At 36.1% G+C, this 19,406-nt stretch carries 23 protein-coding genes; 3 read left to right on the plus strand and 20 right to left on the minus strand.

All coding sequences use genetic code 11. The features are described 5' to 3' along the window. Positions 1–94: 94 nt before the first annotated feature. The 16 genes from BDD30_RS07425 to BDD30_RS07500 form a co-directional block, all read right to left on the minus strand. Entirely contained in the window at positions 95–1,177 is a 1,083-nt protein-coding gene (locus tag BDD30_RS07425; protein ID WP_249039922.1) for a hypothetical protein, read from the minus strand. 102 nt (positions 1,178–1,279) lie between these two features. Further along, positions 1,280–1,786, minus strand: a complete 507-nt coding sequence (locus BDD30_RS07430; RefSeq protein WP_015835578.1) for a hypothetical protein — start codon at positions 1,784–1,786, stop codon at positions 1,280–1,282. A gap of 18 nt (positions 1,787–1,804) precedes the next feature. Further along, positions 1,805–2,272, minus strand: coding sequence for a hypothetical protein (locus tag BDD30_RS07435; RefSeq protein ID WP_015835579.1), 468 nt, complete (start codon positions 2,270–2,272; stop codon positions 1,805–1,807). Continuing rightward, positions 2,259–2,816 carry a type III secretion protein gene (locus tag BDD30_RS07440; RefSeq protein ID WP_015835580.1) on the minus strand — a complete coding sequence of 186 codons (558 nt, stop codon included), beginning with the start codon at positions 2,814–2,816 and terminating at the stop codon, positions 2,259–2,261. Before BDD30_RS07440 ends, BDD30_RS07435 begins: the two co-directional genes overlap by 14 nt. Then, positions 2,816–3,073: a hypothetical protein gene (locus BDD30_RS07445; protein ID WP_015835581.1), complete on the minus strand. Its 258-nt coding sequence runs from the start codon at positions 3,071–3,073 to the stop codon at positions 2,816–2,818. Before BDD30_RS07445 ends, BDD30_RS07440 begins: the two co-directional genes overlap by 1 nt. A 237-nt stretch (positions 3,074–3,310) precedes the next feature. Further along, positions 3,311–3,847: a winged helix-turn-helix domain-containing protein gene (locus BDD30_RS07450; RefSeq protein ID WP_015835582.1), complete on the minus strand. Its 537-nt coding sequence runs from the start codon at positions 3,845–3,847 to the stop codon at positions 3,311–3,313. Positions 3,848–4,549: 702 nt separating this feature from the next. Next, on the minus strand, positions 4,550–4,927 hold the full coding sequence (locus BDD30_RS07455; protein WP_015835583.1) for a hypothetical protein: 378 nt from the start codon (positions 4,925–4,927) through the stop codon (positions 4,550–4,552). A gap of 39 nt (positions 4,928–4,966) precedes the next feature. Further along, positions 4,967–5,200: a flagellar biosynthetic protein FliQ gene (locus tag BDD30_RS07460; protein WP_015835584.1), complete on the minus strand. Its 234-nt coding sequence runs from the start codon at positions 5,198–5,200 to the stop codon at positions 4,967–4,969. Further along, the gene (locus BDD30_RS07465; protein ID WP_015835585.1) at positions 5,187–6,371 is read right to left on the minus strand and encodes a hypothetical protein; all 1,185 of its coding nucleotides are present in this window, start codon (positions 6,369–6,371) and stop codon (positions 5,187–5,189) included. The genes BDD30_RS07460 and BDD30_RS07465 overlap by 14 nt, the downstream gene beginning before the upstream one ends. A 10-nt stretch (positions 6,372–6,381) precedes the next feature. Next, positions 6,382–6,771 (minus strand): hypothetical protein, encoded by a 390-nt coding sequence (locus BDD30_RS07470; protein ID WP_041382365.1) that lies wholly within the window; start codon positions 6,769–6,771, stop codon positions 6,382–6,384. Beyond that, positions 6,725–7,987, minus strand: coding sequence for a type III secretion system ATPase VscN2 (vscN2, locus tag BDD30_RS07475; RefSeq protein ID WP_041382367.1), 1,263 nt, complete (start codon positions 7,985–7,987; stop codon positions 6,725–6,727). Before vscN2 ends, BDD30_RS07470 begins: the two co-directional genes overlap by 47 nt. Next, positions 7,987–9,462 (minus strand): secretin N-terminal domain-containing protein, encoded by a 1,476-nt coding sequence (locus tag BDD30_RS07480; RefSeq protein WP_015835588.1) that lies wholly within the window; start codon positions 9,460–9,462, stop codon positions 7,987–7,989. The genes vscN2 and BDD30_RS07480 overlap by 1 nt, the downstream gene beginning before the upstream one ends. Beyond that, positions 9,452–9,715 (minus strand): hypothetical protein, encoded by a 264-nt coding sequence (locus BDD30_RS07485; RefSeq protein ID WP_015835589.1) that lies wholly within the window; start codon positions 9,713–9,715, stop codon positions 9,452–9,454. The genes BDD30_RS07480 and BDD30_RS07485 overlap by 11 nt, the downstream gene beginning before the upstream one ends. Beyond that, entirely contained in the window at positions 9,708–10,400 is a 693-nt protein-coding gene (locus BDD30_RS07490; protein WP_041382370.1) for a hypothetical protein, read from the minus strand. The genes BDD30_RS07485 and BDD30_RS07490 overlap by 8 nt, the downstream gene beginning before the upstream one ends. Further along, a complete protein-coding gene (locus BDD30_RS07495; protein ID WP_249039923.1) occupies positions 10,400–11,098 on the minus strand; it encodes an EscR/YscR/HrcR family type III secretion system export apparatus protein in 699 nt (232 codons plus the stop codon). Before BDD30_RS07495 ends, BDD30_RS07490 begins: the two co-directional genes overlap by 1 nt. A 67-nt stretch (positions 11,099–11,165) precedes the next feature. Then, positions 11,166–11,441, minus strand: coding sequence for a hypothetical protein (locus tag BDD30_RS07500; RefSeq protein WP_015835592.1), 276 nt, complete (start codon positions 11,439–11,441; stop codon positions 11,166–11,168). Between the two features lie 662 nt (positions 11,442–12,103). Here BDD30_RS07500 and BDD30_RS07505 point away from each other — a divergent pair. Both BDD30_RS07505 and BDD30_RS07515 read left to right on the plus strand, forming a co-directional pair. Continuing rightward, positions 12,104–12,469: a hypothetical protein gene (locus BDD30_RS07505; protein WP_049795220.1), complete on the plus strand. Its 366-nt coding sequence runs from the start codon at positions 12,104–12,106 to the stop codon at positions 12,467–12,469. Between the two features lie 971 nt (positions 12,470–13,440). Then, a complete protein-coding gene (locus tag BDD30_RS07515) occupies positions 13,441–14,862 on the plus strand; it encodes a coiled-coil domain-containing protein (protein WP_015835596.1) in 1,422 nt (473 codons plus the stop codon). A 369-nt stretch (positions 14,863–15,231) separates the two neighbouring features. Here the strand turns inward: BDD30_RS07515 and BDD30_RS07520 are convergent, their stop codons facing one another. Continuing rightward, complete coding sequence (locus BDD30_RS07520) at positions 15,232–16,230, minus strand: serine hydrolase domain-containing protein (protein ID WP_170152952.1); 999 nt, start codon at positions 16,228–16,230, stop codon at positions 15,232–15,234. 696 nt (positions 16,231–16,926) lie between these two features. Between BDD30_RS07520 and BDD30_RS23090 the strand changes: the two genes are divergently transcribed. Next, positions 16,927–17,136, plus strand: coding sequence for a hypothetical protein (locus BDD30_RS23090; RefSeq protein ID WP_147408126.1), 210 nt, complete (start codon positions 16,927–16,929; stop codon positions 17,134–17,136). Between the two features lie 262 nt (positions 17,137–17,398). Here BDD30_RS23090 and pgpA read toward each other — a convergent pair whose 3' ends face one another. The 3 genes from pgpA to nusB all read right to left on the minus strand — a co-directional run bounded on the left by pgpA (position 17,399) and on the right by nusB (position 19,389). Next, positions 17,399–17,890 carry a phosphatidylglycerophosphatase A gene (gene pgpA, locus BDD30_RS07525; protein ID WP_015835598.1) on the minus strand — a complete coding sequence of 164 codons (492 nt, stop codon included), beginning with the start codon at positions 17,888–17,890 and terminating at the stop codon, positions 17,399–17,401. Continuing rightward, positions 17,883–18,872 (minus strand): thiamine-phosphate kinase, encoded by a 990-nt coding sequence (thiL, locus tag BDD30_RS07530; protein ID WP_015835599.1) that lies wholly within the window; start codon positions 18,870–18,872, stop codon positions 17,883–17,885. The genes pgpA and thiL overlap by 8 nt, the downstream gene beginning before the upstream one ends. Before the next feature lie 97 nt (positions 18,873–18,969). Further along, positions 18,970–19,389, minus strand: a complete 420-nt coding sequence (nusB, locus tag BDD30_RS07535) for a transcription antitermination factor NusB (protein ID WP_015835600.1) — start codon at positions 19,387–19,389, stop codon at positions 18,970–18,972. Positions 19,390–19,406: the final 17 nt, after the last annotated feature.

Below are 19,406 nucleotides of genomic sequence, written 5' to 3' on the forward strand. Positions count from 1 at the left end.
TATCATCATAAAACGACGTTATCAAATGTGGTGTTGGATAATAGCACCCAGTCATGTTTTAGAAAGTCTAAACATTCATCTGTTTAATTTTTTATCAAATGTTACGAGCCATTGCTAATTGCTCATCCTTGCAGATCTGAAGCCAATATTTGAGTGTTTGTTGAATCATTTTCACCTGATCGCCAATACGATTAATTTCTTCTAATTCATCTTCCGATAACTCTCTACCAGGGAATTCGCTATATAATTTTGTCAGCTCTTTAATCTCGATCCCATCACCTATCCAATCGATCTGGTCGGTATTATGTTTATCTTGTATCTGCCAATTAGCATGATCAATAAGCCACTGCAATGATGCACTCTTATATTTACCCTCTTGCCCATCAAATTCTGAAGCAACGAATGCATCTATTTCGTCCACAGATCCCGTTAGAATAAGCTCAACAGATTCCTGGCTCATTTCTTTAGTTTCCAACAACGAACTCAAGAGAAACAGTCTGAGCATAGGGCTGATTTCTGTAGATCCAAGGCCATTGCGATTAACCCACCATCCATAATCATCCGCCCATCCACTGACGATCTGATTGGATATTGCTTGTCCCCCACCGGCCTTCGCCAGCTCTTGCATAATTTGACCGAGAAATGAGTCAGAAGGAATATTGCCATTGCTCATGATGCTGTCATAAAGTTTAACCACCACAGCACCAAGCTTTTGTGGGGTGTTCCAATTCGTCTCATGCAAGGAATGGCTGCCACTACCTGTACTTTCCAATATATGACTAATATCTACTTTATTCTTCTCGTACCAATTTTCCAACCCATACTCTTGTGGATTACACATAATCTCGAGTAACGCCAGCTGGAATAAGTCCTCCAGATCAGTTGACTGAACCCCATCAGCTTTTTTATTTTCAAACATCAGCATTAAGCTGGATTTAAACATTTCTACGCCACCATTCGTCCATCCTTGTATGAACTCTAATTTTTGTGCGTAAATCTCAATACTGCTAGCTAATGCCAAAGCAATTGCTTGTTCAGCATTGACACCCAACATTGCCAGAACCACCTGTTTTTGCTGTGTAGCTATCATTGCCAGCACCGATGCATTGGCGTCATTCGGCATTGTCGCCAAACTCTGGTCAGCCTTTTCAAGTTGGTTTTCAGAGCGTTTTATCACTAAAAGTTCCTGACCTTCAGAACCATCATCCTGAGATAAGGGAGCTATTTCAATAGACGATCTATTCAGCGTATTTAAGATGTTAATCAAAATATTTATCTCTCAAGTATCAATATAGGGCTTAAGCTGCTGCTGTAAAAATTGATAACGTTTGCAATAAAAATCACTTAAATTCTCTGGTTTAACAATATAAAATACAGCGCTAGAATTTGCGTACTCTTTTAATTTATAGTGACACAATGCAATATTTACAAATACTTCATCTAAATCACAGGTTGGATATGTTTTCAACACATTTAATAAATCCAACGCTTTTCTAAATTCTTCTTTTTCTAAATAGATAGAAGCAAGGCTACCAGGCCCCCGATGATCATAGGGACTAAGAACTGAATAGGATAAAAATACTGCCTCTGCTTCCTTTAGCTGCATATTAGCATAAAACTTAACGCCTAAATTGTATATTGATTTAAGTTGATTTATTGTGATTTTATTTGATTTTGCTAATATCGCAAGTTCTCTCTCTATCCTTTTTCCATCAAGAGAATCCAAAAAAACCTCAAAATCATCACTTACATCATTATCTTTTTTTACATTTAACTGATGATTCATATAAGTATATCTTTCCCTTTATTTAATATTATTTTCAGTAATCCCCAAAATAAGAGATTTTAAATATTCGGGACGCCCCACTATAACCCGCCCCTCTGGTAACTTAACACCCAGCCTTAAGGACCAAACAATTGCCTGACGCCAATTAACCGCCGCTAACACGATAAGACCAAGCTCTTGCGAAGTATAACCTCCAGGTATTTCTTTGAAAAAAGCCGCATCAGACCACAAATAATAATTCTGCAGCAGCTTTTTTCTATAACCTAACCAATCCACCCCAGTGTAATTTAACCTCGCTCTCTGATATTGAGCCACGAGTGAAAGTAACTCAATGACCTTAGACACTCTGGTTCTGGACAAAGAAAACCACATAACAATTTCTTCATCACTTAACTCAGTAATAATGTTAAATGCTTCCTCATTTAGAAAACCCTTTACCAAATAGTAATGAAGAATTTTATAGTAATGTCTTTTAGATTTTTTCATCAACTATCGATTGCACTAAATATTCAACGGTTAGAATATCTCGTTCAGAAACAATGCCTTTCAAGAATTTTTCTATACTACTTTTACTGGTAGCATCTAATTCTTTAATACTAATGATAAGAACAGAGACTCTTTTACTTTCACTACCCGAAACCATCACATTAGAGCGTAATACATCAGGTACGACATTCAGCTTATTGTATATCTCTCTCCCTTCTAACAGATTACTTTTAATATTCTCTAACTTGCTTAAACTTGCAAACTTTGATTCCAACAAATCATTAAGATCCTCCGTCTCAAAGTAAAAATTAAACCTTGATAGTAAGGTCCTTGCTTCCATAACGTGAGTCTCATCAACGAAAATAGAATAACCATTTTTTGTTGAAACCAATTCGGCGTTAATCTGAGATTGATTCAATAACACTAATACTTTGTTCGCAATATCTGCCGATTCAAACATAGCAATAGAGACTCCACTGCTATCATGGCATCCTACTAACAAAAAAAAGAGAAAACCACGAATCACATTTCTCAAACGTATCATCACTGAGCCTTCATAACATCATTGACCGCTGTTGCAGATTTAGAGGCTACCTTTGTGACCATTTCCTGATACATCGAAAACTGGAACACAGCTTGTTGAAGCGCGAAAGTGTCCGTAACTGTTATATGCCCTCCACTTGCATTGACTTGGTTCAAAACATCAAATATCTCTTTAAAACCTTCCCCTACATTATTATAAGTTTTTTCAAAAATAGTCGCTTGCTCATTCCGTATACTCGCAATCTCAAAATCATTCATCTTTAACTCATTATCCTCTGTCTGAAAACACAACCATACTTACCACCAAAGTACCAGCCTGAAACTGCTTGTATAGTGAATTCTTCAGAATTCATCTTGATTCAAAAATTTGAATTTACCAGATAGTCGACATATATCACTCATGACTTTAACGTTTCCCAGAAAAATAATTTCGATTTATTAGGTTCCTATTCCATTGAAGGATAAGGACTGTATTATTACAAAACCACTGTAATCTCAGCGCTGACTGATAAATGTGATTAATCCTGTCGTTATCACTGATGAAAATAAGGATGAAAGAATAACGATATATACTAGATTTAAAAACGACTTACTAACCGCAGGAGAAATGCTATTTTGAAGGCTCAGTTCATCAGAAACGACATCCATTTTTTTATCTTGACGACTAAAAGATAAGCTAACTTCTTTAGGCAACAAATTTTCTTTAATACACCAATTATCAAGTTTTTCGCCAATGATAAAAATGTATCCTTCTTTTGGTATAGTTTTTATTTCACAAGTCAAATCATCAAATCCAGATAACGCTTTCCGAAGATTAGAAACAGCCTTAGTCAACGACGTTTCATTAACAATCACTGCTCCCCACACTGATTCATGGATCTGTGTCTTATTAATCACTTCATTTGGATTTTTACAGAATAACTCTAACAGGCTTGCTTCCCTACTTCCTAATGTTATTTCCTGAACAGTAGATGAAATATTACATTTTAAGCTGTTAAAAAATACATTCCGGCCAATAACATAATCTTTCATTTTATAACACCTCTAAAATTCACACCAAATGTCTGGCTAATCAATACAATAAGGAGCTCAAACAAATCTCAGCAACAAGATCTTCCCTCCCAATGGGAGCAGATGACGTCCGTCTCCCCAAGCCTTCTACACAACGATACTATTCAACTAACCTCATCAAGTAGCACTTTATTTCACATGCCATCATATTCAGCCACAAGTACCTTAAAGAAAGGAAGTTGCATTGAAAATCACACAAAATATAGTTTTTTATTTCAAAAAAATTATTTATATAGATTTATATTCCTAATTTTTCGCATAGTTCAGATTCATATTAAAGTCTCATAAAATGTGATATCTCTTACTTAGTCATAGCCATAACCAAGATATTTTTCCTTTGTATCATTTGACATTTGAAGTGGTTGCACTCAAAACCACAAAATTTAGAATGGAAAAACTGTACTAACAGTAGAATTCACAGTCCGTCAAATAACCCGCCAAAAGGCAGGTTACCTATTACTTTCTTGTTGTTACTGACCAGTTTTTATCGAGATAATTCACCATTATTCAAACTGTCTTTTTAATAAAACCTTCCACTTTCACAATATCTTTATTATTCAAGGAAAATTCAATCAAGTCAGTATACCCAATAGAACCATCTCAATTCACTAACATTCATGTTTATTCCAGAGTGAATAAACATACTCAATTTTAGCTCTTACTTCACCCATTAATGATCTCATAGACAATATTAAAGGATACTAATTTATCTAACAATTTATCATCTAAATTTTTACTTTCAGCATCCAGATGAGTGAGTACAACCAATTTTTTCTGTTTCACATTCATATGTAACTCCTCATCTGCTATAAAAACCTCCATAACTTGTGATGATTTCATTTGTAGAACCCGAAAATCTTTAATTGGTATTTCTATAAACATGAGTAATGTAAAATCATCGTCATAGGTTATATATATCTCTGCCCCGCCGTTTAGTTCAATACAAACAGGTTTATTGCCATCAAGCCGTGACAACATCACCGCATCCAAACCTAACTTCTCAATTAAAATTCTGGAAATAATATTTCTAAAATTTTTCAACGTAATTCTCCTTATAACTTTACTTTTGTTAATAATAAGTTACAAAACACTAAATAATAATTGAAACTGTTCGTACACATCTTTCCCGGCATGGGTTAAAAGAATGAAAAGTACAATCAACTTTGCAGTTAATGGCAACCCTGGATCTTGTACACTGAATATAGTTTGTAATAGACCAACAGATACACCAGTAATAACAAACCAGATAGAAAATATAAAAACCCCATCCTTCAAAATACTCAAACACAATGCCGCAACATCAAGAGCAGTCATCCTCGCCTCCCTCATTAAACCATGCTTTATCTCCACTTATTTTAAATAGATAGCGCATACCTTTAAAGAAAACACGATAATTACGAGCTACCGGGTTGCGATAAAATGCGTCAGCAGGTGAATTTTTCAGATTAGCTAAATAGGTATATTTTCTACTTTCATTTAGTAATGAATCTTGAATCCAACCAGTACTATTGTCGAAATTATCAATATTCGAACACAATGAGTTAGATTTATATCCAGTATTTTTAAACATAGGGCCAACACTCACTTCTACAGCAGCAAATCTTGCTCCAATAACCACCCTATCACAATGGTTAGAATCCTGAGCACCCTTTATTTGATTATTCTTTGGAACGTATGAATTCACTATCCTTTCTGACGACACCATAGATAGATACTGCAATCCCTGCTGGAACTTATAGGGTAATGATAATGGGTTCTCTTTTACTATGTCGGAGAAAATATGAATGTATTGAGAAACATCTTCTGTTTGGAAATCTTCTTGCTGAATTTGAGTGTTATATGGCAGGGCTTCATTGCACTTACCCAATCTAACATTATCACTTAACCCCTGAGATGAAAGTTTCCCCTCCATATTCACTTTATTATTAGTTGGTGCTCTGTCAGCATTAAACCGTAAATTAGATTCTGTCTGGAAACCTTCCCGCTGAACTCGAGTGTTACCTGGCAGAGCTTTATTATAAGCGTTATCACTTAACCCCTGCGGTGAAAGTTTCCCCTCCATATTCACTTTATTATTAGTTGGTGCTCTGTCAACATTAAACCGTAAATTAGATTCTGTCTGGAAACCTTCCCGCTGAACTCGAGTGTTACCTAGCAGAACTTTATTATATTTACCCAATCTAGCGTTATCACTTAATCCTTGCAGTGAAAGTTCCCCCCCTATACTCACTTTATCATTAGTTGGCGCTCTGTCAGCATTAAACTGTAAATTAGATGAGGCTTGGAAAGATGAAAAACAAAGATTATCCGGTTCTTTTTTTTTCACCTTCCTTTTTTTATCTTTATGAATTGATGACATTCGTTTTATCTCTTTAACAAATTTAACATCATTCATTGTTTCTTTAAGAACACTTTTAAAACCCTGATCTGCATCATCCGAATTCAAAGACTCAGGCTCATCTATACTGATTAACTCTATTTTCATTACCGCCCCACTAAGTCAATTGTTTTTTTAATTCATCCAATACATCTTTCCGCTTCTCTAACCTCAGTTTTTCCGACTCTGATTTTGCTATTTCTGTTTCTATTTTTTCTAACTCTTGCTGAACGACGGATACATCAAATACCAAAGATTCTATTAATGATCTAATATTCTCTCTGCGCCTAAAAAAAAACTTTAGCGCATCAACCTCATCTTCAATATTTAACATTTTCAGTTTATTTTGTGCTGTTTGTACATCTTGCCAGTAATCGGTAATCGTCATTCTCAACATATCATGTTGTTTATTAAGTTTTTTTAATTTCCTTTGCTGCTTACCAATTCCAATATCGATAATGCTAATAATCTGACAGAATTCTTTCCATCTCTTGGAGGGTTTCTTCATACTCTACCCCTTCATACCCTTGCTTTAGAAAATTCATAATTTCTGGATAGAGTTCTATTGCATTATCGGTCAATAAATCGTTACCCTTCTCGTATTCTCCTACACGAATCAATAATTCAACATCAAAGTAACGATATACCATATCTTTAATCCGTTCAGACATTTGTACATAACGTTTGTCCTGAATCTTATTCTGCAATCGACTTTTACTTTTCAGTACATCTATTGCGGGATATCTTCCCGTAGATGCAATCATCGTTGAATAAACCAGGTGCCCATCAATTAAAGATTTAACTTCATGTGCAATAGGATCGCTATCAATATCAGTTTCAATTAACACAGTAAAAATACCGGTAACCGAACCATAAACGGAATTACCACAACTCTCAACTAATCGTGACAAGGCGAGAGAAACACCGATAGGTATTCCTCCCTGAATAGGAGTTCCATCCAGCATTGCTTGAGCTCTGGCAAAACGAGTCAAAGAATCAAAATAAAGCACTACCTTTTTCCCTTGCTCCATAAAGTAACGGGCAATAGAAACAGCGACCAAACCAGAACGAACTTTCTCTAATGGATTTGCTTCGGATGTCGACACAATTGTTATTGCTTTTCTAATGACTTCTGGACCTATTTCGCCTTCCAAAAACTCAACGACTTCACGAGCACGCTCACCAATCATGGCAAAGATGACAACATCTGCATCCATATTATTGGCCATAATAGAAACAGTCGTGGTTTTTCCTGCCCCTGCTGGGGCAAACAACCCTACTCGCTGCCCTTCTCCGATAGTAAAAAGGCCATCAATTATTTTCAACTTGGTCGGAAATACTTTTTCAATTGAAGCCCGATTTTTCAAAGGAATAGGTTCAATCGAAATAGGTAAGTCAAAATATTCCTTATTCATTTCAAGGTAGGCATCACCATAAAGTGATTCACCATAGCAATTAATGACCTTCCCTATTAGTGCATCTTCATTCATCGGGAAACAAAACCGACGAGATGGAATTTCAACTTTTCCATTACGCAGAACAGTGCCCGGTTGTAGTAGTTTTATTTCTATCTGGTGCCCGGCCACTTTCATAATTTCCCCTCGGATGCGCTCCCCATCAACGGTATGTACCAGACATTCCTGCCCCACAAATGTATCAATATTCACATAGCAGATAACCATATCCTGATAGGATTCTTTGACTTTAAAAAACCGTTGCAACATTAATCAATCACCTGAAATGAAACCGCAATATATCGTTTGTATTTACGCTTCGTTAACTTGGTATTCTTAAATATCTCACCTAATAACGGAATACTCGACAAAACTGGCACGCCTGATTCAGAAGATAACGTTTCTATATTATCAAAACCGCCCAAAATAATCGTTTCATTTGGTTTAATAAATGCTTCTGAAGATAATGATTGCGAGCTGATCTTTGGCGGCTGGGAAACGCCATTCTGGTTACTACTTTTATCATCATCAAAGTGTTCCTCGATATATTCAAGCTTAGCCTGAACACCACCGGAAGGAAGTACACGACCAGTAACATAAAGGCTATTATCCGCTTCTATCTTCAGGCTCTCGACCTCTTTATTAGAAACCAGATTCACCGTTATCGTATCTTTCTTGCCAAAATGCCCTTGATGGTTTTCCAATATAAGTAGGTTAGTAGAATAAACGCTTCGTGCTAATCCATTACTATACATGGCCTGAAAGTTATTTAAAAAATCCTTGGTCGCTGAATAAGGCAGAGTCAATATGTCATATATTCCTGTAGAACCATTCAGCATTGAGCTGTCGGCACCAAAGTGCTCTGTTCTATCCGCAGCGACATCATACACTTTCAGGGAAAACATCAATTGCTTGCCTTTAACATCAATCATCGAAGCAATGCGTTTTGCTAATGTAATTTCACCCGGGGTACCACGTACTAATAAGGCATTCGTGCCGGGAATAACTTGAACTTTTGATGTTTTTTCCGCCTCCTCTAATTTTTGCTTATCACCCTCATTTAATTTTACCTTATAGGCGCGTTCCAACATTTCACCATCATTCACGTTTTCAAACTGACCCATATTTGAAAGAGCGCCAGAAATAAGTGAACCTGCCCCGGGGAAATTAACCGACCCACCAAAGGTATTGATATTACGGTCGACAACCGATAGATAGTTAAACTCTATCCTAGCAATTTCAAGGTCATTACCGTTTTCCAAAAATTCATTGTTATCTGTCATGCTCGAATATGACAGAACATCATTGATAAAATTACGAGGCCCGGAAAATAACAAAGAGTTTCCTCTTTCTATCAATTTTATCTTTATCGTACTATTAGTTTGGAAAGCATATTCAAGCTCGGTTAACAGGACTTCGGGAGATATATTCTTCGGTTTATAGGTATAATTTATATAAGACTGCCCTGACTGTACGCTTATCGTCCCACCATAAATATACCAGTCAAAATCATAGACATCCGAAAGTTTAGCCAATAATTCTGTACCTTCTCCTCTCAGTACCTGAGTTAACGGCTGTCGACTTGTCTTATCATCCAGACCATCTACCAGTTTTAATTGCTCATCCTTCGCAATAGCAATTAAAGCCTCTTTGAGGTTCATTTCATCTTTTTTCAGCATAACTTGTGCATTAGCTGTAGCGCTTATCAAGCATAGCAAGAAAAAAAATACGGCCTTACTCTTCATCTAAAATTTCCTTCATTGCTTCTTGATGTTGTTTTAACATCTTAATTGTATTATTAGTTATCATATATTGAATTATAATTTCAGCCATCTCTTCATCAGGGATTATCTCATCATCTGTATCAGGCTTTATCGACTTATTTGATACCAATTTAGTTGACTCCTCCTCTTGACCTATTTTTGTCATCATCTCCTGAAAATCTGAAGACTCATTTGGTATAGCAAAATGAAGTGAAGGAATTGATATTTCATTCATTGGAAACCCCGGTCATTTTCTGGAATAGATACAATTGGTCATTAAAAAACCATGTATTTAAAAGGATAATCACGAGTATTGTTTTTAGGTCGGCAGTAACAAATATTGATAATGAGGATTTTTTAAAAAATAAATCTACCATTACCACACAAATCGAAATAGATATGATGACAATCATATATTTACTTGCCACTATTGCCGTCATTTTCAGATAACCAACGATTAAAAAGTACAGTCGTTGAAAATCCATATCACTGTACTCTCCAGTGCCAATACTGATGTCACCATTTAGTAAGTTAATAATAGGTGTAAATAACGCACCGTTATCCAAAGCATACATAACGAATAATAAACCACTCATCCTGGCTAATGCTTCAGACTCTTCAGTAAACCGTTTATCCTGAACGGATTGTTCATTGAGTAACAAAAGTTGCTGAATAATACTACCAACCATACTACCCAACCAAAAAGGAACTGACACAAACAATGCAAATACTACAGCCCTAACAACCCAAAAGTAGTCTGGTACTCCTCCCCAATCCTGAGAACTCACATAAACAGCAAAAAATATTGATATTGCAGTGATCGTTATATTGTCAAGAAACAATCGGGTTGGATTATATATTTTCAGAAATAAAAAGAAGGCAGCATAGCTTAACCAACTGGGGAAGAGAAAATTTTCCATCATCCGTCCAATGTATTGAACAAAATAGTCCAGCCGTCGGAAAAATAAAATACAGCCAATTTAATCGGTATTGATATGACTGTAGGCGATAACATGCTCATACCAACACCACTAAGAACAACAGCAATCAAGAAATCTATACTGACAAATATCATATAGAGTTTAATTCCCAATTCGAACCCTTTGTATAAATCCAGTATTAGCCCCCCAAGCAACGGTTTAAGCACACTGCCACTCCCATCATTAAACGCTATGGGAAGAGTAAATAACTTTTCTAATTCCAGAGATTTACGTTCAGCTCTCGCTATTATTTCAGGGAAGTATTCGTCAATACGTGAAACCAAATGATACATAGTCACATCACCTGATTTGCTCAGTTCATTATTACTAAGCCCTAATCCGCTAATAGGATCAATTATCGGTATTGATTTATCATACGTATCAGTAAAATATGGCTTAATTCTTTCCAAACCTGGTTCTAAATCTCCCCAAATACTATTTAATGCTAAAAGGGCAGCTAATAGATTCACAACAATAGATGGCGGTATTTGTTGAGTCCCCATAGCATTTTTCAAAATATTCAGGACAATATTGTACTTAACAAAGCCCGAAAAGCAGATGAAAAAAACAGCTGACAGAAGCACTAGGCAAAGCAATATTACCAGGTTCACACCAGAGTAAGCATTTTCTGGACTCAACAAATGTACCATTAAAGACTCTTCTATGTTAAAAATATATTTTACTACCCTTTTTTCAAGGCAAATATTAGATATTACGTGCTGCCGCTACGATATTATCTTTTACCGCTTTTAACGTGGATGTCCCTGTTTGAGCGGCAATACTTTGATCTGACATCAATTGCTGAAGCTTTAATGAGTCCGCAGATGAAAGGTTTAAAGCCCCTCCTTCTTCGGTATGAGCTGTTAGAAACTCTTCAATTGCTGTATCTGCAACTTTAATGAATTCCTGAAATGTGCCAGCAGCATCAATCGTAGTCAGTCGACCATCTGTTAAATTGGGTTTGCTTACTGTCCCAGCCATTAGATATAACCTCTTTATAAAAAATAGAATTCTACTTTACGATTCGTTTCATTCGTACTGAAGTAGATTATTGAATACAGTTAATAGCGCTATATTCGAGGCACAAGACTACCCATACCATCGTAAAACCACCAGTGAAAAAAAAAGACTCAGTTTTTTTGATTTTATGTGGCTAATCAGAAAAAATCACAAACATGAAATAGCCCTAGGAACGTCCCTCGTGCATTCTCTGTTAACTGACTGAATACGAAAACAATCATGCTTAGCTTTTAATATAAAAATATAAAAAAACATACAGTTAAAATCATTACTGGCTCTGACATAGCCGCACCTAACAGCACCAATTGGCCGTACATCTTTCAATTCTCACTCTTCCAACCATTCATTTTGTCGACTGCAATTGATTCAAAATGACCACAATTAAATTTTCTCCTTACTAAATGTGAAATTCAGATTTCTTGAGTCATATGATAGGTATCAATGTGTCTCAAGGTGCCATATAGGCCAACAAAGATACGACCATGTTAAATAGATTTTCATTCTAATGCGCCCTGAGTATACTTAATCACTCAATAACCCAAATAAATTTTTCTACTCATAAATTTTAAAAAAGTTACTCTAAAAATATTTTTCCAAGTAAATCAAACACCAGGATGGGAAATATGCGATTCGGTCTAATTATTTCAATTTTTCCAGCTATATTTATTACCGGATGTACGACAAAAATATCTACAGAAAATCAGACTGATACAAAGTTCAACCAAATTAATAGTTCAGCTAAAGATTGTGTAACCGAACTTTCTAAGAAAATAACAGGGAACGAGGGGAAACATGTTTTTACATTTGCCTTCTATGTGAGTTCAAAATCTGAACCACTTGGTAACAGTAACTATACCAAATCTGTAACAACTGGAATTCCCTATTTTACCGCGACTACCTTGGATAATGGAGATCCGGGAAGCGCCTGGCGTAGTTGTATGCTCAAACACAATGCTTTGGTTCCACAAATCAAGTTTCCGAAAACATAGTGCCAAGCATTGGCTCTAACTTTTGATGATTCATTTTATATTCTCAATTGATCCATTTATCTTTGTAAACAGATATTCAATATCTGACTTTTGTCATAATTAAAATATGAATCTAATCAGCCCAATGTCTTTCATTAATTACCAGTTAAATATTTATGTAATGTCATACCGAATTTTATCACTGGATATAGTAAAATTTTAACCAATTAACCCCATTTACCACGTATATGCCACTGACATGTGATCCTATCAACTCCATACCCAATAGATTTCGAATTGCAGCGCGACGGCAAGTGAACGAATCCCCAGTCACATAGATAACTCTGTGACTGGGATGAATGAAAACAGCCAACAAAGCAGCATCTTAAAAGATGAAGGGTATATATTTTTCATATTGTAACTTGTAACAGTCAAATAAAACCGGCCACCGTTGCGGCCTGGAAAGAAAGTGATGAATAAAGTTTCACTTTTTTTCATTTTATTCATCACTATAACAGTGTGATTATTTCATTGATGAGCACCTTCGTAAAAAATTAAAAATTGACCACTAGATATGTGGACATGCTTTCAACAGAAATTTAAACCCAGGGACAGCCTTTAAAAAAGGTTAATTTGGAATATGAAAATAATGAGTAGATAATATTAAGGACCTTTATGACAACAATCGCCAATACTTCTCAATCATAAAGCGTTATTGGGGTTTCAGGAACAATGGAATGGAAAAACCATTAAGAAGCTATTTCAAATGACCAGAAATTTAAATCATACATGTTTTGATAACGTTGTGCTGTTTTTGTTACATACAAATGATATACAGGAAGGCTTATCCGAGGGAAGTCATGACTGAAAATTTTTACTATAGATAGCGTAAAACCCTGTTCAATGGCTGATATTGAACTTAAATAACCATTTATCTTTTAACTACTTGTTTTTAATTAATATTTTTAATTTTTCATATGGAGAGTTATGTTTTGAAAATATACAACAGTATTAATATTAATACAATCAATTCCGAAATAAGTTGCTTGTCAGCAAAAGCTAGTGAGCTGGAAAAAAAACAGTTTCTGCTTTTAGGAAAAATCAACGGAATAAAAAACACACCTGAAAATTTAGAAGCGCGTAAAAATATTAGCTCTCAACTATCTGTTATAAAAAATAACTCAACAAAACTCCAGGATGATGTGAATGTAAAATCAAATCAGATCAACCGACTTCAAAATTGGGTAAAAAATGATAACAAAGATATTTCCGAGCTCACAAAAGCTATGGAAAATTTAAGCAATGTAAAAAATTTGGGAGGAGAAACTGAATTAAGGCTAAAAAATGGAAAGCTTAAACCAGTCAATACAGGATGTATTAAAAATATTATTCACAAAAATCGCTACGCAGAAGAAAAAGCACAAGCGAAAGATAAATATAATTCGGGGGATAACAATCTTTCGATAAACTTTATGAAACACAAAATAGAATCCACAAAAAAAGATATTACTGAATTTGAAAGTAAAATATCTAAATTAAAAGATGATATAAAACCTATTCAGAAGGAAATAGATGAATTAACAAATCAGAAGCAGGTATTAGATAAAAAGGACTCTTCGCTGAAAGAAAAGATCGCATTGGAATATAAATCAGAGAAAATGGAATTAGAAAAATTTGAGAAGGAGCTAAATAATATTCAATCTAAAAAGATTAAGTTAGAAGCTAAACTTGTTGAGTATCATAAAAAAGCTAGCGAAAGGTTGTTAGAATTCGGACGTATTTACCAATCTAATGCTGGATGCTCAGTATTAAATAAAGCAGCAAGAGAGATATATCGAAAAAATAATCTTAGTGATTTACCAGGCATCAGCAGTAAAGCAATCTATAATGAATACTACAAAGCCCATAATGATAATTATCGACCAAAAGAATGGCAGAATGTGAAATTATTGATAGAGCAAAGTTGTCGGGGAAATACAAAAGACATAGTTCAGGCTGCGGCAGATGATCTCTATCAGCCCCAAGGAAAAATAATAAAGACTTATCGGGGACAAGGTATTACAGAAGCCGGTTATAATAAATTAGTAAAGAGTTTTAAAAATATCAAAAGGAATAATCCAGAGCAAATTCCAGTATTCAAGGCTGCTCAGTTTTTCTCAACGTCAAAAACTAAATCTGTAGCAGAAGGATTTAGTGTTGCCGGAAGGGGAGAGCGTGCGATATTATTTGTTGTGCAAGGTAACAGTGGTAGGAGTTTAAGTGTTGATTATGGCCTGCAATTTAACAATGGTGGTGAAAATGAAGTTTTATACTCACCAAAAGCGTGCTTTGGAGTGAGTAAAATTGAAGGAAATACCATTTATTTACATGAAACTAAATACTATGAAGATGCGCCAGTTATGCCATACGAATAACTGGATAATGGCAGGAACTTGCACGGCATTTCTGCTTATTATTAGTAATAATAGTCCCAGATAAGCAAAAATCATTAATATTAATGCAGGCGGAAATATCGCCTGCATTATCAGTATCATACCTGTTATCGTATATATACAGACAATTTTAAGCACATTGCTCAGGAGAGAGTGATGTTATTAATTTAATTCAATCAGTAAACCAACTATATACCTGATGGCAAATATTTATTATTTATACCCGTTATCTTTCAAGTTTCCTCTTTGTTGGCTGCACTGACTCACCCCGGTCACAGAATTATCTATACCCTTCATCCTTCAAGTTGCTGCTTTGTTGGCTGCGTTCACTCACCCCAGTCACATAGTTATCTATGCTCCTGGGGATTCGCTCCCTGACCGTCGCGATGCATCTTGAAATCCATTGGGTACAAAATATCTCGCTGATAATAATGGGAAAATAAAGTTATCGAGCAATTTTCTAATATTAACCCAGATGCTATCTTTATTATACTCTCCACTGAATATGACAACGACAGCATCTAACTCCGGACATATCAACAGAACCTGACCACCATTTCCTATGGCAGAGAACCATTTAAAATATTTATTCAACTCGCAAGAATAGTAACCGCCAATAAACCAGTGATATCCGTAACACTTATAATCGCTATCATCTGTTTTTACCCGGGCCTTAAAGATCTCTTCTATCCAAGTTGAGGAGATAATATCAATACCGTTATACGACCCCTTATCTAGCATCAATCGCCCGATTTTCAACAGCCCGCGACCTGTTAAGCGGAGCCCAGATGCCGCTGAGTCAACACCATCCATACCTTTATACCAATGAAATTGATTTATCCCTAACTTGGTAAATAAGATTTTATCTCCAAAATTAGATAGGCTATGCCCAGAAGTCCGGTCAATTATGCCACCCAATAATGCTGAACATCCTCCTGAGTAGTTCCATTTCTTGCCCGGAATATTAACGACTGGCTTGGAAAATATATAATGATATCTGTCTGGTGAATTCTCCATTGCGATCTCATCATTTCTTATATCATCATAAGGATAGCTTTCATTCCAATCCATACCTGATGTCATTGTTATGACATGCTCTATTTTTAATTTATCATATGAATTACTTTCCCTATATTCAGGATATACGTTAATTAATGCATCTTGGAGTTTTGGGGCCTGATGATGTTCTATCGCCGCCCCATATAAAATAGCCAAAATGCCTTTTGTTATTGACCTTATGTCGTGTAACTTGTCTTTATCAAAAGTGACTTTACCGTTTTTTTCACCCCAGTATTCATCTTCTCCAGAGAAGTATTTCTCTAAAATTATTTTATCATTCTGGGAAACCAATAAAGCATGGATATTGGGATATAAAAAACCCTGTAACTCACTATCAAAATCAATATTTAGTAACATAATTTACTCTCTATTTAAAATAACGAATTCAATGTATTATTATATATTATAATAACAACAATATTTACATAAGATTACATACGGAATTTAAATATTATTTTTATCCCTCCAGTGTTAGTTTTAACTCCATTATGTTGAATTTATCCTCTGGTATATTTTAAATTTTTACCAAGAATTATTTACTAATATAATAAATAGGAGAGGACGACAGAAAAAGAAATTGATAGTGTGACGACTAAAAAATTGAAACCACCGTTTTTAAATTTTTTAAGCACTTTTTTATTTTTTTATTAAAAATAAAAAAATTGCCAATAGTATATTCTAATTTAATCATGATATAAAAATGTTCTCATCGATCGTTGTTTTAATTATTGATTGTTAAAACCTATCAATAATTGATTTATGATCGTTGTTGCCGATTTTTTGTTGATTTTGTTTTTTAACTTTGTATTATCTAAAAAAATATCAATAGTGGCTGGCTTAGAACCTCTACACAGCTTCTTGAAGAGTTAATGATGCTATCGACAGTTCAATGTTACATTTAAGGCCATAAGGTTATATTGCCAATTTTATTTATGTGTAAATCATTTAATCCAGCTATGGGTAAATAAAGACATATTGGCAAAAGAAATGTCGAAATTAAATATGAGCAGAGAAAATATAATGTGTAAAAAAAATGATTATAAAAATCAGATGGGATGTCTGGCAACAGAATTATGTATATTGAAGTCAGAGAACTATTGGATTGTGAAAAAATTATTGGAGCAAGAGGTTGTTTTACAGCAACTTAAGAATATGCTTGACGATAGTTTAACAAATAAACCCGTTGAATTGTCATAACATATACCCTATAGATTTCAAGATGCATCGCAACGGCCAGGGAGCGAGTCCCCGGGAGCATAGATAACTATGTGACTGGGATGAGTGAACGCAGCCAACAAAGCAGCAGCTTGAAAGATGAAGAGTATGGATAACGATGTGACCGGGGTGAGTGAGTGCAGCCAACAAAGAGGCAACTTGAAAGATAACGGGTATAAATAGGAAAAATATGCGCTACACTCATGCAGCGCACCAAACTTAGTATCAATCTCATTAGCGCATATCAGAAAGCAAAAACCTGGTAGAACGCCAATAGCCAGACAATCACGAACGAAAATACAGCTGCGATAATATCATCCAACATGATCCCTAATCCACCGTGAACATAGCGATCAAACCAGCGAATTGGCCACGGCTTCCACATATCAAAAATACGGAACACAATAAAACCAGTCAAGATCCACTGCCAGCTAATAACTGGAATTGCCATCAATGTGATCCACATACCGATAAATTCATCCCAAACAATACTACCGTGGTCATGTACTTTCATATCATCAGAAGTACGCTGGCAAATCATTATCCCAAACAACATCCCAACAATAATAACCAGCCAGCAAATCCATTCTGGAAATTGCATCAATAATAACCAAAATGGAATAGAAGCCACAGATCCCATTGTCCCCGGTATTATTGGCGATAACCCACTACCAAAACCGGTCGCTAACAAATGCCAGGGATTACTCATCCGTAAACGACGTTTTGCTTCATCCATGGGCTTCCTCCGTAATAAAATGATCGAACCCTTTCAGATCCAATTTAATCTCTTTACTATTGCTATAGTAACGAATTCCTTCCGATTCCGGCATAATCTGTCCGATACAACTAAAACTAGCCCCAGTATGAGACAAGGCGATTTCCAAAGCACCGCGATTCCTTTCCGGAACGGTAAAACATAATTCATAGTCTTCCCCACCACTCAAAGCCCACATCAGAGCCTGTTGTGGTGCAATATATTGGCTTATCGCATCAGAGTAAGGAATCGCATCCAAATTTATTCTGGCCCCACACCGACTGGCTTTCAGGATATGCCCCAAATCGGAAATTAATCCATCAGACAAATCAATTGCTGATGTTGCCAGTCCACGCAATGCCTGGCCTTGCAAAATACGAGGTTGCGGCCTGAGATGACGTTGAATCAACCAATTACAGGATTTAGGATCAGCGATTTGCAAACGGTTCTGTAACAGAGCCAAACCCGCCGCACTATCCCCTAACGATCCACTCACATAAATCCAGTCGCCATTTTTTGCACCAGTACGTCGCAATGCCTTACCTGCGGGAACCAGACCATGAATCGTTAACGTCAGACTCATTGGGCCGCGGGTGGTATCTCCACCGATAAGTTGCATACCATAATAATGCAATTGTTCAAACAGACTATCGCTGAACCGCCTCAGCCAATTTTCATCCACTTCCGGTAATGTTAATGCCAATGAAAGCCAGGCAGGATCAGCACCGACAGCCGCCAGATCACTAAGATTCACAGCAAGAGATTTATAAGCTAAATCTTCAGGAGAAATACCAGGTAAGAAATGAATGCCTGAAACCAAGGTATCAGTACTAACAGCCAATTGCTGTTTATCGGCTAGCGTCATCAATGCACAGTCGTCACCAATACCAAGATTAACATCACGCCGATTAGTTACCTGCCGATCAAAATAACGTGCAATGAGGTCAAATTCGCCACATGCCATAATAAAATCCCGAAAAGTTACTGATGATTATGAACATAAGGCCGGGGATACCGGCCTTACAAATCATCGTCTACGGTGGGAAAAACCCGGCGAGCAGTTACCTTCTTCTCTTACGTACTGCTGGACCAGATTTATCCAGTACTCCATTCACGAATTTGTGACTATCTTCAGCACCGAAGACCTTTGCCAATTCTATAGCTTCGTTAATAGCCACTTTATAAGGGACATCATCACGATAACTTAGTTCAAACATAGCAACACGCAAAATGGCTTTTTCTACCTGACCTAACTCTTCGAGCTGACGGGAAAGATAAGGAGCCATCAAAGCATCCAGTTTAACTGCATTCACAGCTACCCCTGACAGCAACTCACGAAAATAGGTTACGTCAACACCAGTGACGTCCTGCTCCGACAGAAACTGTAATTCAACATCAGCAATGTCATTGCCAGATAACTGCCATGAGTATATAGCCTGAACAGCGCACTCACGAGCACGACGACGAGCAGCAGGTTTCACAAGATTCCCCTTAATTA

This window comes from Photorhabdus asymbiotica (assembly GCF_003634575.1).
Lineage (GTDB): Bacteria > Pseudomonadota > Gammaproteobacteria > Enterobacterales > Enterobacteriaceae > Photorhabdus > Photorhabdus asymbiotica.

Coding starts and splice junctions, on each gene's coding strand:
- BDD30_RS07430 (WP_015835578.1), bottom strand. CDS start 1,786: ATGAATCATCAGTTAAATGTAAAAAAAGATAATGATGTAAGTGATGAT.
- BDD30_RS07435 (WP_015835579.1), bottom strand. CDS start 2,272: ATGAAAAAATCTAAAAGACATTACTATAAAATTCTTCATTACTATTTG.
- BDD30_RS07440 (WP_015835580.1), bottom strand. CDS start 2,816: ATGATACGTTTGAGAAATGTGATTCGTGGTTTTCTCTTTTTTTTGTTA.
- BDD30_RS07445 (WP_015835581.1), bottom strand. CDS start 3,073: ATGAATGATTTTGAGATTGCGAGTATACGGAATGAGCAAGCGACTATT.
- BDD30_RS07450 (WP_015835582.1), bottom strand. CDS start 3,847: ATGAAAGATTATGTTATTGGCCGGAATGTATTTTTTAACAGCTTAAAA.
- BDD30_RS07460 (WP_015835584.1), bottom strand. CDS start 5,200: ATGACTGCTCTTGATGTTGCGGCATTGTGTTTGAGTATTTTGAAGGAT.
- BDD30_RS07465 (WP_015835585.1), bottom strand. CDS start 6,371: ATGAAAATAGAGTTAATCAGTATAGATGAGCCTGAGTCTTTGAATTCG.
- BDD30_RS07470 (WP_041382365.1), bottom strand. CDS start 6,771: ATGAAGAAACCCTCCAAGAGATGGAAAGAATTCTGTCAGATTATTAGC.
- vscN2 (WP_041382367.1), bottom strand. CDS start 7,987: ATGTTGCAACGGTTTTTTAAAGTCAAAGAATCCTATCAGGATATGGTT.
- BDD30_RS07480 (WP_015835588.1), bottom strand. CDS start 9,462: ATGAAGAGTAAGGCCGTATTTTTTTTCTTGCTATGCTTGATAAGCGCT.
- BDD30_RS07485 (WP_015835589.1), bottom strand. CDS start 9,715: ATGAATGAAATATCAATTCCTTCACTTCATTTTGCTATACCAAATGAG.
- BDD30_RS07490 (WP_041382370.1), bottom strand. CDS start 10,400: ATGGAAAATTTTCTCTTCCCCAGTTGGTTAAGCTATGCTGCCTTCTTT.
- BDD30_RS07500 (WP_015835592.1), bottom strand. CDS start 11,441: ATGGCTGGGACAGTAAGCAAACCCAATTTAACAGATGGTCGACTGACT.
- BDD30_RS07505 (WP_049795220.1), top strand. CDS start 12,104: ATGCGATTCGGTCTAATTATTTCAATTTTTCCAGCTATATTTATTACC.
- BDD30_RS23090 (WP_147408126.1), top strand. CDS start 16,927: ATGTCGAAATTAAATATGAGCAGAGAAAATATAATGTGTAAAAAAAAT.
- pgpA (WP_015835598.1), bottom strand. CDS start 17,890: ATGGATGAAGCAAAACGTCGTTTACGGATGAGTAATCCCTGGCATTTG.
- thiL (WP_015835599.1), bottom strand. CDS start 18,872: ATGGCATGTGGCGAATTTGACCTCATTGCACGTTATTTTGATCGGCAG.